This is a genomic window from Krasilnikovia cinnamomea (assembly GCF_004217545.1).
Taxonomy (GTDB): domain Bacteria; phylum Actinomycetota; class Actinomycetes; order Mycobacteriales; family Micromonosporaceae; genus Actinoplanes; species Actinoplanes cinnamomeus.
The window spans coordinates 2744627-2757441 of the sequence record NZ_SHKY01000001.1 but is presented as its reverse complement, the minus strand read 5'-3'; the positions used below and the strand labels follow the sequence as shown (position 1 = coordinate 2757441).

At 70.5% G+C, this 12815-nt stretch carries 12 protein-coding genes; 6 read left to right on the top strand and 6 right to left on the bottom strand.

The window, feature by feature from the left end; translation table 11 throughout:
- Positions 1-38: 38 nt before the first annotated feature.
- Positions 39-1778 carry a 2-isopropylmalate synthase gene (gene leuA, locus EV385_RS12375; protein WP_130509606.1) on the bottom strand — a complete coding sequence of 580 codons (1740 nt, stop codon included), beginning with the start codon at positions 1776-1778 and terminating at the stop codon, positions 39-41.
- 233 nt (positions 1779-2011) lie between these two features.
- Positions 2012-2812 carry a hypothetical protein gene (locus EV385_RS12370; RefSeq protein ID WP_130509605.1) on the bottom strand — a complete coding sequence of 267 codons (801 nt, stop codon included), beginning with the start codon at positions 2810-2812 and terminating at the stop codon, positions 2012-2014.
- A 195-nt stretch (positions 2813-3007) separates the two neighbouring features.
- On the opposite strand from EV385_RS12370, the gene EV385_RS12365 reads away from it, so the two are divergent.
- Together EV385_RS12365 and EV385_RS12360 are read left to right on the top strand one after the other, a co-directional pair.
- Positions 3008-4273 carry an aspartate kinase gene (locus EV385_RS12365; protein ID WP_130509604.1) on the top strand — a complete coding sequence of 422 codons (1266 nt, stop codon included), beginning with the start codon at positions 3008-3010 and terminating at the stop codon, positions 4271-4273.
- 24 nt (positions 4274-4297) lie between these two features.
- The gene (locus EV385_RS12360) at positions 4298-5350 is read left to right on the top strand and encodes an aspartate-semialdehyde dehydrogenase (protein WP_130509603.1); all 1053 of its coding nucleotides are present in this window, start codon (positions 4298-4300) and stop codon (positions 5348-5350) included.
- 41 nt (positions 5351-5391) lie between these two features.
- On the opposite strand, the gene EV385_RS12355 is transcribed toward EV385_RS12360, so the two are convergent.
- Entirely contained in the window at positions 5392-5688 is a 297-nt protein-coding gene (locus EV385_RS12355; RefSeq protein ID WP_130509602.1) for a hypothetical protein, read from the bottom strand.
- Positions 5689-5884: 196 nt separating this feature from the next.
- Between EV385_RS12355 and pyrE the strand changes: the two genes are divergently transcribed.
- Positions 5885-6412 carry an orotate phosphoribosyltransferase gene (pyrE, locus tag EV385_RS12350; RefSeq protein ID WP_130509601.1) on the top strand — a complete coding sequence of 176 codons (528 nt, stop codon included), beginning with the start codon at positions 5885-5887 and terminating at the stop codon, positions 6410-6412.
- A gap of 24 nt (positions 6413-6436) precedes the next feature.
- On the opposite strand, the gene EV385_RS12345 is transcribed toward pyrE, so the two are convergent.
- A complete protein-coding gene (locus tag EV385_RS12345) occupies positions 6437-6781 on the bottom strand; it encodes an STAS domain-containing protein (RefSeq protein WP_130509600.1) in 345 nt (114 codons plus the stop codon).
- A 256-nt stretch (positions 6782-7037) separates the two neighbouring features.
- Between EV385_RS12345 and EV385_RS12340 the strand changes: the two genes are divergently transcribed.
- Both EV385_RS12340 and EV385_RS12335 read left to right on the top strand, forming a co-directional pair.
- Positions 7038-8660 carry a methyl-accepting chemotaxis protein gene (locus EV385_RS12340; RefSeq protein WP_165449451.1) on the top strand — a complete coding sequence of 541 codons (1623 nt, stop codon included), beginning with the start codon at positions 7038-7040 and terminating at the stop codon, positions 8658-8660.
- Positions 8661-8726: 66 nt separating this feature from the next.
- Positions 8727-9701, top strand: coding sequence for a helix-turn-helix transcriptional regulator (locus tag EV385_RS12335; protein ID WP_130509598.1), 975 nt, complete (start codon positions 8727-8729; stop codon positions 9699-9701).
- A 13-nt stretch (positions 9702-9714) separates the two neighbouring features.
- Here the strand turns inward: EV385_RS12335 and EV385_RS12330 are convergent, their stop codons facing one another.
- A complete protein-coding gene (locus EV385_RS12330; RefSeq protein WP_165449450.1) occupies positions 9715-10518 on the bottom strand; it encodes a GntR family transcriptional regulator in 804 nt (267 codons plus the stop codon).
- A 179-nt stretch (positions 10519-10697) separates the two neighbouring features.
- Between EV385_RS12330 and EV385_RS12325 the strand changes: the two genes are divergently transcribed.
- The gene (locus tag EV385_RS12325; RefSeq protein ID WP_130509596.1) at positions 10698-11012 is read left to right on the top strand and encodes a hypothetical protein; all 315 of its coding nucleotides are present in this window, start codon (positions 10698-10700) and stop codon (positions 11010-11012) included.
- A gap of 6 nt (positions 11013-11018) precedes the next feature.
- Here the strand turns inward: EV385_RS12325 and EV385_RS12320 are convergent, their stop codons facing one another.
- The gene (locus tag EV385_RS12320) at positions 11019-12608 is read right to left on the bottom strand and encodes a GGDEF domain-containing protein (RefSeq protein ID WP_130513266.1); all 1590 of its coding nucleotides are present in this window, start codon (positions 12606-12608) and stop codon (positions 11019-11021) included.
- Positions 12609-12815 lie beyond the last annotated feature (207 nt).

Sequence of the window (12815 nt, the reverse complement as noted above, 5' to 3'; positions counted from 1 at the left end):
GCACGCACCATTGCTGCGTGCCGCCGCTGTGGCCGTGGTCAGCGGACCCGGTTGACCGCGCTGGTCAGCGCCTTGATCGAGGCGGTGACGATGTTGGCGTCCAGCCCGACACCCCACACCGTGGTGTCGCCGACCTCGCACTCGACGTACGCGGCGGCCTGGGCGTCGCCACCCGAGGACAGCGCGTGCTCGTGGTAGTCGAGCACGCGGACCTGCACGTCCAGCGGCTTCAGCGCCTGCACGTACGCATCGATCGGGCCGTTGCCGACGCCCAGCAGCGCCCGCCGCGCCCCGCGGTGCATGACCTCGGCATCGATCTCGACCTTGCCGTCCACCGTGGCGGTCGAGTAGCGCTCCAGCCCGACGATGCCGAACTCCTGGTGGTCGACCAGGTACTCGGCCGCGAAGATGTCCCACATCTGCTGCGGGGAGATCTCGCCGCCCTCGACGTCGGTGACGTGCTGCACCACGCCGGAGAACTCGATCTGCAGCCGCCGCGGCAGGTCGAGCTTGTGCTCCTCCTTCATGATGTACGCCACCCCGCCCTTGCCGGACTGCGAGTTCACCCGGATGACGGCCTCGTAGTTGCGGCCCAGGTCCTTCGGGTCGATCGGCAGATACGGCACGCCCCACTCGAAGTCGTCCACCCGCTTGCCGGCCTCGTCCGCGTCGGCCTGCAGGGCGCCGAAGCCCTTCTTGATGGCGTCCTGGTGCGAGCCGGAGAACGACGTGTAGACCAGGTCACCCACGTACGGGTGGCGCTCGTGGACGGGGAGCTGGTTGCAGTACTCGACGGCGCGCTTGATCTCGTCGATGTCCGAGAAGTTGATCATCGGGTCGATGCCCTGGGAGAACATGTTCAGCCCCAGCGTCACCAGGTCGACGTTGCCGGTGCGCTCGCCGTTGCCGAACAGGCAGCCCTCGATCCGGTCGGCGCCGGCCAGCAGGCCCAGCTCGGCGGCGGCCACGCCGGTGCCACGGTCGTTGTGCGGGTGCAGGCTCAGCACCACGCTGTCGCGGCGGGGCAGGTTGCGGTGCATCCACTCGATCGAGTCGGCGTACACGTTGGGGGTGGCCATCTCGACGGTGGCGGGCAGGTTGATGATCAGCGGCCGGGCCGGGGTGGGGTCGATGACGTCGATGACCTTCGAGCAGATCTCCAGCGCGTAGTCCAGCTCGGTGCCCGTGTACGACTCGGGGGAGTACTCGTAGAAGATCTCCGTGTCCGGGGTGTAGATCTCCGCGTACTTCTGGCACAGCCGGGCGCCGCTGGTGGCGATGTCCGTGATCCCGTCCTTGTCCAGGCCGAACACCACGCGGCGCTGGAGGATCGACGTGGAGTTGTAGAAGTGCACGATCGCGCGCCTGGCTCCGCGCAGCGAGTCGAACGTCCGGTCGATCAGGTGCTCGCGGCACTGCACCAGGACCTGGATGGTCACGTCGTCCGGGATCAGGTCCTGCTCGATGAGCTGGCGGACGAAGTCGTAGTCGGTCTGGCTGGCGGCCGGGAAGCCGACCTCGATCTCCTTGTAGCCCATCTGCACCAGCAGCTGGAACATGCGCCGCTTGCGCTCGGGCGACATCGGGTCGATCAGGGCCTGGTTGCCGTCGCGCAGGTCCACCGCACACCAGCGGGGTGCGGCCTCGATCCGGCGGCCGGGCCAGCGGCGGTCGGGCAGATCAACGGCAAACTGATTCAGGTACGGGCGATAGCGGTGGAACGGCATCGCGCTGGGGCGCTGCCGGGCGATCGGATCATCGGAGACGTCGGACGACATGGGTGTGCTCCTCAGGTCAGCGGGTGCGAGGTGGAAAACGCCAACGGCCGACCGGCGCGCGTCAACTCCGCGACGAGGTGCCGGCCAGGGATGGGGCCTCGTCGCGGCAGCGAAGAAGGAGCGCATACCACATGTCGCAGATGACCCTACGTGATCAATTCGGTCATCGCTAACTCTACGCCCGGATCGTGGGACCCCGACCGTTCACTCGACAGTGTTGGCTGAGCGCCCACTCACCTGGACGGAACGAGGCTCGGCGGGATCGACGGGGGTGGCGGGGGCGCGGCCATCCCCAGCGGGTCGCCGGCGCGTACCGGTCCGGGCAGTTGCACCCGGGGCGGCGGGGCGGCGGGCGCGCCGGTGAGCACGATCTGGCCGAAGCCCAGCCGGGCGGCGGTGAGCAGCCCGTCGTCGGCGTAGCAGTAGATCCCCACGTCGAAGGTGGCGTTCAGCGACGCCGAGATCGTGTCCACCGCGAAGCACCGGCCCCGCGCACCGGTCAGCGGGCTGGCCGGGGTCACCGAGAGCGCGGCGCGGCGGTCCGTGAAGACGCTCAGCCACTGCCGGAAGACCCGCTGCACCTTCGGATCGTACGGGCGGGGGATCCGGTCACCCGGGTCGCCGAGGCGTACGCAGGAGGAGACCACGGGCTGGGTCGGCGACGGCAGCGAGCACTGGTACAACCCGGCCGCGGTCTGCACGATCGAGACGTCCGCGGTGCCGCCGAGCGCCCCGCCGGGGATGTCGACCCGCCAGCTGCCGTCGGTCGCCACGGTGACCACGATGTCGCGCGGGGCCTGGCCGGGCGCGGTGTACCGGTACAGCGCCGCGTACCGGTGGTCCTGGGCCAGGGCGGCGCGCGCCGCGAGGTCGGCCCGTGCGGCGCCGGGGTCGGGCAGCGCTTCGGTGGGCGCCGAGGGGCTCGGGGGCGGCGTCGCCGGGGCCGCGTCGCCGCCGCAGGCGGTGACGCCGACGGCGAGCAGGGCGGCGGTCAACGCGGACAAACCGCGCCGAACAACGGGGGTGGGACGCACCGCGACATTCTCGCCTCCGGGGGCCGTAACCCCGGCCGTACGGGCGGATCCGTCCCCGGCGTGTCGTACCGACGGCCGGATTCTGGGATCGCCTGTCGAAGTGTGAGACGGCCGCGGCTAGGCTGGTCCGGACCTGAACGGCGCCGCCGACCCCGGCGGCGCCCGCACGTACGCCGCTGGAGGGAGTCGTTCGCCGTGGGGCTCGTGGTGCAGAAGTACGGCGGTTCCTCCGTCGGCGACGCCGAGCGCATCAAGCGCGTGGCCGAGCGGATCGTGGACGCCCGCAAGGCGGGCCACGACGTGGTCGTCGTCGTGTCCGCCATGGGCGACACCACCGACAACCTGCTCGACCTCGCGAACCAGGTCAGCCCGCTGCCCCCCGGCCGGGAACTGGACATGCTGCTCACGGCGGGCGAGCGCATCTCGATGGCGCTGCTGGCGATGGCGATCCACAACCTGGGCTACGAGGCGCGCTCGTACACGGGCTCGCAGGCCGGGGTGCTGACCACCTCGGTGCACGGCAAGGCCCGGATCATCGACGTGACCCCGGGGCGGCTGCGTACCGCGCTGGACGAGGGTGCGATCGCGATCGTCGCCGGCTTCCAGGGCGTCAGCCAGGACACCAAGGACATCACCACGCTCGGCCGCGGCGGTTCGGACACGACCGCGGTGGCCCTGGCGGCGGCGCTGCGCGCGGACGTCTGCGAGATCTACACCGACGTCGACGGCGTCTTCACCGCCGACCCGCGCATCGTCTCGAACGCCCGGCACATCGGCAAGATCACCTACGAGGAGATGCTGGAGCTCGCCGCGGGCGGGGCGAAGGTGCTGATGTTGCGATGCGTGGAATACGCCCGCCGGTTCGGCGTGCCGATCCACGTACGCTCGTCCTACTCCAGCAAGCCAGGCACGTTGGTCACCGGATCGATGGAGGATCCTTCCGTGGAACAGGCGCTCATCACCGGTGTGGCCCACGACCGCAGCGAAGCGAAGATCACGATCGTCGGGGTGCCCGACGAGCCGGGCGCGGCGGGCCGCATCTTCAACACGGTGGCCAACGCCGAGATCAACATCGACATGATCGTGCAGAACGTGTCGACCGAGGGCACCGGCCGTACGGATATCTCCTTCACCCTGCCCAAGGCCGACGGCCCGGGCGCGATGGCGGCGCTGAACAAGATCCAGGATTCGATCAAGTTCAAGAGCCTGCTCTTCGACGACCACGTCGGCAAGGTGTCGCTGATCGGCGCCGGCATGCGCTCGCACCCGGGTGTGGCCGCGCAGTTCTTCGCCTGCATCGGTGAGGCCGGGGTGAACATCGAGATGATCTCCACCTCGGAGATCCGGGTGTCCGTGGTGTGCCGCGACACCGACCTCGACACCGCGGTGCGGGCGGTCCACGAGCAGTTCGAGCTGGGCGGCGACGAGCAGGCGGTGGTCTACGCCGGCACCGGACGGTAGGCCCGGCATGGCAGAAGTGCGCTGATCGTGGCGGCGCCCACGCTCGCGGTCGTCGGAGCCACCGGCTCCGTCGGCACGGTCATGCTCGAACTGCTCTCGTCGCGGCGCAACGTCTGGGGCGAGATCAGGCTCATCGCGTCCGCCTCCTCCGCCGGTAGGGAGCTGACCTGCCGGGGCGAGTCCCTGGTGGTGCGGGAGTTGACCCCGGAGGCGTTCGACGGCGTCGACGTGGCGATGTTCGACGTGCCCGACGAGGTGTCGCTGGAGTGGGCGCCGGTCGCGGTCGCCCGGGGTGCGGTCGTGGTGGACAACTCGGCCGCGTACCGGATGGAGCCCGACGTCCCGCTCGTGGTGCCCGAGGTCAACCAGGAGGTGCTGGAGCACCGGCCGCGCGGCATCGTCTCGAACGCCAACTGCACCACCATGGCGATGATCATGGCGATCGCCCCGCTGCACCGCGAGTACGGCCTGCGCGAGCTGGTGCTGGCGTCGTACCAGGCGGTGTCCGGGGCCGGGCAGATCGGCGTGGACGTCCTGCACGACCAGCTCAGCAAGGTGGCCGGGGACCGGGCGCTCGGCTCGCGGCCCGGCAACGTGCGCCAGGCGGTCGGCGACGACCTCGGCCCCTTTCCGGCGCCGCTGGCGCTCAACGTGGTGCCGTGGTCCGGGGACCTGGCCCAGTGGGGCTGGTCGTCCGAGGAACTCAAGATGCGCAACGAGTCGCGCAAGATCCTCGGCCTGCCCGACCTGAAGGTGTCGGCCACCTGCGTACGGGTGCCCGTGGTCACCGGTCACTCGATCGCCGTGCACGCGGTCTTCGCGGCCGAGCTGGACGCGGACGGCGCCCGCGACGTACTGCGGCACGCGCCCGGGGTGATCGTGGTCGACGACCCGGAGGCGGGCGAGTTCCCGATGCCGATCGACGCCGTGGGCACGGACCCGTCCTGGGTGGGACGGATCCGCCGGGCCATCGACGACCCGCGGGCGCTGGATCTCTTCGTCACGGGCGACAACATGCGCAAGGGCGCCGCCCTCAACACGGTGCAGATCGCCGAGCTGCTGGCCGCCGACCTGTAGCGCCGGCTGCGGGCGGCCCGTAGCGCCGGCTGCGGGCGGGCCTATAGGGCCAGTTGTGGGCGGGCCGGGACGCCCACGACCGCCGGTCCGACGCCGCGCGCAGGGAGCTGGTGCGGCACTGGGTGGGGCAGCACCAACGACTCGAGCGGTGGGGCCACGGCCGGGCGGTTGTTGAGCTGGATCAGCCGGGCGGCGCGGGCCAGCGAGCCGGTCTCGCCGTCGCGGAATCCGTCACGGTATCCCTTCTCGTACCGTTCGCCGCGGCCCAGCGCGCGGCCGAGCGCGAAACACGACGACCCGGCGAGGGCGATGACGAACAGAAACGCGAAGGGGGTCACGACACTCCTTTCAGGGCCTCATCGTCTATGGGTCGCAAATTACTCTAAACAGGACAAGGTGCAAGGGCGGTCCGGGGCAAGTACGCCTTCGGGTGACCGTCCGCCGGGCGGCCCGCCGGGGTGACCATGGTCCGCGCCGACCCGCCGGGCGCCCCGGATGCGCGGTCGTTCGCCGCGCCTGCCAGGCTGTGACCTCATGACCGACACCGACCTCGCCCGGCAGGTACGCGACGTCAGCCGGCTGACCGGCGAATTCGTCCTGCGCTCCGGCCGAACCGCCACGGAATACTTCGACAAGTACCAGTTCGAGTCCGACCCCGAGCTGCTCGACCGGCTCGCCGAGCGGCTCGCGGTCCTCATCCCCGAGGGCACAGAGGTGCTGGCCGGCCTGGAGATGGGCGGGATCGCGGTCGTCACCGCGCTCGGCCGGCACGCCAAGCTGCCGTGCGCGTTCGTGCGCAAGCAGGCCAAGGCGTACGGCACGGCCCGGCTGGCCGAGGGCGCCGAGGTCGCCGGCCGGCGGGTGCTCGTCGTCGAGGACGTCGTCACCTCCGGTGGCCAGGTGGTGATCTCCACGGAGGAACTGCGCAGGCTGGGCGCCCACGTGGACCACGCGGTGTGCGTCATCGACCGGCAGGAGGGCGGGACCGAAGCGCTCGCCAAGGCCGGCATCATGCTGCGGGCCCTGCTCACCCGCGCCGACCTCGAAGCGGCGGCGGCCTGACCGGTCCCTTCCCGCGCGGGGCGCTCAACGGTGCGCCCGCGCGGGGGCGGAGGTCACCCCCAGCAGCTCCATCACCCCGGCGACCCGCAACACCCGCTCGACGATCCCGTGGGTGTTCACCACCTGGTACGCGCATCCGTGGCGGGACGCCGCGACATGCCCCTCGAGCAGGGACCGGACGCCCGCGGCCGCCAGCAGCGAGACCTGCCGCAGGTCGATGACGAGGGTGGTGACCCCCGGCTGCCCGACGGTGCCGGCGATGGCGTCGGTGAGTGCGGCGCTGACGTCACTGTCGATCTCTCCACGGACCACGAGCCGGGCGACCCCGTCACCGTCGTCGTGCTTACGCACTCCAAACGGGCTCGTCATCCGCACCCTCCCGATCAGTCCCACCCCAGTAACCGAGCGGAAACCCCATCCTGCACCCGGATCCGCCGTACACCCTGCAGGCGTCACCCGGACGTGGGACCCGCATGGACCGGCCGGGTGACGGCGGGGGTCGGTGATCAACCGGCCGGATCCGGCTCATTCGCCACCGCCTCACCCACGCACAGTGGTCAAGAACGCGCCGTCACGACCGATGAGAGGGCCGACACTGTTCATTTCCCCGATGAGGTCCAGGCTTATGACTGCCGCCGCCGCAAAGAAGCCCGGTAAGCGACCGGGGGTGATCACCCGCTTCATCCTCAACCGCCCCCTGTACCACAAGATCATGTTGATCGTGGTGGTGCTGGCGGTTGTGGGCGCGGGCGTCGGGATCTTCGCGATCGTGCAGATGTCGCGGCTGAGCACCCTGGCCCAGCAGATGTACTCCCGAAGCGTAGTCCCCAGTCAGCAGCTCGGCAGGATCGCCGTGGACATCGGCGACATGCGCTCTCTGGTGCTGAACCACGCGCTGTCCAAGAGCAATTCCGCGATGACCCAGTACGAGCAGGCCATGAAGGCCGGCGACGTGACCTTCAACAAGGACGTCGCGGAGTACCGGAAGACGACCGTCAACAGCGCCCGGCTCGACCTGCTGGTGGCGGCGTGGCAGCGCTACCGCACGGTGCGGGACACGAACTTCATCCCGTCCAGCCGCAACAAATTCGATGTCTCGGCGATCCGTGACCATTCCCTCAACCCGGTCGCCGAATCGGCGATGTCCGAGCTGGATTTTCTCCTCCTCGAGGAGAACGAGGCGGCGACCGCCGCCGCCGCCGACGCGCGGGCCCGGTACACGACCGCGCGCACCGTGACGGTGGTGATCCTGGTGGTCGGGCTCGCCCTCGCGACGGTTTTCGGGCTGCTGGTGGCGCGTGGGGTGTCCCGGCGCGTGCGGGCCCTGTCGGGCGTGATCCGCAACATCGCCGACGGCGACCTGACGTGCTCGGCGAACGCGGACGCGGCGGACGAGATCGGCATCATGGCGGGTGAGCTGGACCGGGCCGCCGGCACCCTGCGGGCCACGATCGGCCAGATCGGCGGCAGCAGCCAGAGCCTGGCCGGTACGGCCCAGCAGATGGCCTCGGTCAGCGCCCGGATGGCGGTCGACGCCGAGCAGGCCAGCTCGCGGGCTGAGCTGGTGTCGTCGGCGGCCCTGCAGGTCTCGGCGAACGTGGACACCGTCGCGGTGGCCGCCGAGGAGATGACCGCCTCGATCCGTGAGATCGCGGGCAGCGCCACCGACGCGGCGGAGATCGCCCGGGGCGCGGTCGAGGTGGCCCAGGCCGCCAACGCGACCGTCGCGAAGCTGGGTGTGTCCTCGACCGAGGTGGGCAACATCGTCAAGGTGATCACGTCGATCGCGGAACAGACGAACCTGCTGGCGCTGAACGCCACCATCGAGGCGGCCCGGGCCGGCGAGGCGGGCAAGGGTTTCGCCGTGGTCGCCTCCGAGGTCAAGGACCTCGCCCAGGAGACGGCCAAGGCCACCGAGGAGATCTCCCAGCGGATCCAGGCGATCCAGACCGACACCGACGCGGCGGTCAGCGCGATCGGGGAGATCGCCGCGGTCATCGAACGGATCAACACGTACTCCGACACGATCGCGTCGGCCGTGGAGGAGCAGACCGCCACGACCAGCGAGATCGGCCGCAACGTGGGCGAGGCCGCCGCCGGGACCACGAACATCACCGAGACCATCGCCGGGGTCGCCGAGGTGGCACAGAACACCACGGCCGGAGTGAGCGAGGCCAACCGTACGGCCGAGGAGCTGTCTCGCCTGGCCAGCGAACTGCACACGCTGGTCGGCCAGTTCCGGGTGTGATCGAGGGCGCCGCCGCGGCGCTCCGGCACCCTGGTTCTCGCAACCTGGCCGACCGATAATCGGCGGATGCATCCGTCGTCCACTGTAGTTTTCAACTCCTTCGAAACGGAGGACGTGGACGAGGCGCGGGCGATGATCGAGAAGGCGCTGCTCCCGGTGGAGATCGCGGTGGTGTCCGCGGGGCGGCCGTACCGGTGCCGGTACGAGCAGCTCGGGTTCGGGCCTCTGCGGGTCAACCGGGCCTACCACAACCTCGCGGTGCGGGTTGCCGTGCCGGACCTGCAGGGCGGATACACCGTCGGGTTCGCGGGGGAGGGCCGGATGCGGTCGCGCCACCGCGGCATCGACACCGAGATCAGTACGACCACCGCGGCGGTCCACCAGCCGGTCGGCGACATCCATGCCGATTCCGCCGGTGCGACCCTGACCTACACGGTGGCGATCGAGCAGCGGGACCTGGAGACGGCCCTGTCCGCGCTGCTGGGCCGCGCCGTCGAGGGGCCGATCCGGTTCGGCCCCAGCCTGGACCTCACCGGTCCCGCGGAACGCAGCTGGGCGCGGCTGGTGCGCAGCCTCGCCGAGGAGATGACGAGGCCGGACGGTCTCGCCACCCATCCGATGGTGATGCAGCCCCTGACCGACGCGGTGCTGCGCGGGCTGCTGCTGACCGCCGACCATCCCGACCGGGAGGCGCTGCACCAGCCCGCGACGCCGTCACGCTCGGCGCCGGTACGTCGCGCCATCGACGCGATCCATACCGACCCGGCCCAGCCGTTCACCCTGAGTGCGCTGGCCCGCAGCGCCGGGGTCAGCGTACGGACGCTGCAACAGGGCTTCAGCGAGCAGGTGGGCACCACGCCCATGGGGTACCTGCGGCAGGTACGTCTGGCGTGCGCCCACGACGAGCTGCGAGCGGCCGACCCGACGCGTACCGGGGTGGCGGCGGTCGCGCACCGGTGGGGGTTCGCCCACCTGGGCCGATTCGCGGCCTACTACCGCGCCGCCTACGGCTGCCCACCCTCCGACACCCTGCACCGCTGACCTGGACTCCTTACTAGAGGGTGACCGGGTCGTCGTCCTCAGTGACACGAAATTCGTAGGTCAGGGCGTAGCGATCGCCGGGGATGACGATGTCGGCGATCTCCACCGGACGCTGATCGGTGCTGAAGGTGCGGTGGATGCAGAAGACGGGTACGCCGCTGGGGACACGAAGGGCTTCGGTTTCGCCTGGCGAAGGCAGCCGGGTGGAGACTTCCTCGGCGACTCGCGTGATTTCGACGCCGATGCTGTCCATTCGCGTGATGACCCCGGTCCCGGCAAGCGGACCTTCCTCAGGGCGCTCGATCGGTGTGTCACGCGTGAGGTCGAAGGGTTCAAACGACGTGGCGAGCTGGATTGGCCGCCCGTCGGCGAGGAACCGGTACTCCGTCCTCATCACCTCGGTCCCCGCCGGAATCTCCAGGCGTGCAGCGATGTCCTCGGCCGCTTCGACGACCCGGCTGTCCGCCTCGATGTCTGGATGGAGACCGGCGGCCCGTGCCTCGGTGGCGAACTCGGCGGTGCCGCGCTGTCGACGGTACCGGCGGGGCTTGCGCTGCAGCCGTCGCTGGTCGCGTACGAACGTGCCCACCTTCGGCACCTTCGTGATGAGCCCGCTGTTGGCGAGCAGGGCGAGTGCCTCACGAGCGGTCCAGCGCGACACCGCGTACCGCGTCATGAGCAGGTTTTCGCCCGGCACCCGGTCGCCTGGTTGGAGCACTCCGCTCTCGATGGCCTCACGCACGCGCGCTGCGATCTGTTGGTGGATTGGGCGCGGGTCGGCTGGGTCGAGATCTGGCAGTCGCTCCATGCCGCTCATCCTCCCCAACTGTTCTCCGGAGATCCAATCTCGTGCGGCGTTGATTCTTCTCCGGAGAAGAACGTACGATTGCCCTTCTCCGAAGAACATCGCGGGGACGCCTCACAACGAAGCGCACTGTCTACCGGGTTGGGCCCGATGGATCGGTGAATCGGGGCAACCTTCCGGAAGGAAGAACGATGTGGCTCGATCGGATTTCGACCGATCCCGATGGCATGGAGCTGAAGCCGTTGCGGCTCAACTTCGCTCAGGTCTGTCTGTGGTGTGGGCGTCGCTGGTGTGGGGCGCCGGAATGTGTGGCGGCGCACGCGGCGTCCACCTGGGTCGTCTGTCCGGCCTGCGACGGCTTCGAGATGATCGACTGCCTCTGCAACGGTGGCCTGGTCGAGGCCGGACCGGGGCTGGTGGCCGCCCAGCGCGGCCGGGTCCTGCCCGTGACGGCGGCGCCCGCCGAGGTCGCCACGGTGTCCGGACCAGGTCCGGAAACCGCCTGACGCCGATCAGGCGGCGTCGAGGTCGCGGTACGTACGTTTGCGGGCTTCCCGCGCCTGCGCCGAGACGACGCGGTCGCGGCCGGTCCGCTTGGCGATGTAGAGGTTGCGGTCCGCCGTGGACAGCAGGGCCGGCTGACTGAGGTCGGGGGCCTCGTGTACGCCGGCCACCCCGATGCTGATCGTGACGGGCAGCGTGCCGGTGATCTCCCGCCAGCCGTACGCACGGACGGTTCGCCGGATGTCGTCGAGCCGGTCGGTCGCGGCCGGGACCGGGGTCGCGGGCAGCACCAGGAGGAACTCTTCGCCGCCCAGCCGGGCCACGAACCCGTCCGGTGCGACCGCCGCCAGCTCCGTCTCCAGCAGCTTCGCGACCTGCACCAGCACCCGGTCGCCGACGTCGTGGGAGAGTTCGTCGTTGATCCGCTTGAAGAAGTCCAGGTCGACGATGGCCACGGTGAGGTTGGGGTCGGCCGCGATCAGGGCGGGCAGTTCCTCGTTCACGTAGCGGCGGTTGCGCAGGCCGGTCAGCGGGTCGCGGCGGGCCTGCTCGCGGAAGCGTTCGGCCTCCTCGCGCGCCTCGGCGGTCTCGAACATGGCCTGCCGGGTCTGCGCCTGGGCCTCGCGCTGCCGGGCGCGCAGGCTCTCGTGGGCGGCGTGGAAGACCTTGTACATCTCGAACGCCTCGGTGAACTCACCCCGCGCGCCGTGCAGCTCGGCCTGCTCCTGGTGCACCCGGACGAGGACCTCGTGCAGCTCGCGTTCGACGCACAGCTCCCGGGAGGCGTCCAGGCTGGTCTGGGCCCGGTCGGTGGCACCCATCCCGCGCTGGGCCCGGGCCAGGGTGAGGAAGTAGTCGGCCAGGTCGTCGGCGGCGTCGCACTGACCCGCGTGGTGCAGCTCGATGCACTTCAGCATCGTCTGCTCGGCCTCCGCGTACTGGCCGTTGCCGATCTGGATCGCGCCGATGGTGTCCAGTGCCGTCGGGTCGAGGTCGATGCCGTGCGCGGCGGCGTGCTCCTGCAGCCGCGCGGCCACCTCCTGCGCGCGGGGGAACTCGTCGGCGGCGTACTCGGCGTACGCCCAGTTGTTGAGCAGGATCGCCAGCCGCTGCGGCATGCCCAGCTCGCGGGCGAGTTCCTCGGCCTGGCGGTACCGGGGCCGGGCCGCGTCCATCGCGCCGGTGATGGCCAGCGCGTCGGCCAGCTTGGTGCGGTGCCACACCTGCATGAACGGGGTGGCGGTCTCGTCGAGCAGCTCGACCGCGCTCAGCGTGTGTTCCAGGTTCTTGGCCAGGTCGCCGAAGAGCCGCTCGACGTTCGCGCAGGCCAGATGGGTACGCGAGCGCAGCCGGCGATCGCCGTGCGTGGTCGCCCAGTCGTGGATCTCGTAGACCTGGCGGGCGGCCGCCGCGATGTCGCCCGTACGCATGAGCAGGTTCGCCCGGCAGAGGCGGGCGCGGGCGACGAGCATGTCGTCGCCCAGCTCCTCGGCCTGCCGCTGCAGGCCGGTGGCGGTGGCCAGGCCGGTCTCGAAGTCCCAGACGATGGAGTCCTCGACCTCCAGCAGGGCTGCCGACAGTTGCTCGGCGCCGGTCATGCCGTGTTCCAAGGCTCACCCCTCCCATGCATCCGTTCCTCCATCGGCCGTGGCGGCGCACCCTGAAGCAGTTGCCCTGAGCCGTTCGACACCCGTGCCCGCCGGGGTGGCCGACGGCATGCGCTGACCGGTCGGCGACCGCCACTGACGTAGTGGATGAATCGGGACAAAGGGGCTGCAGCGCTCACGAGGACACGCTGCGCGGCC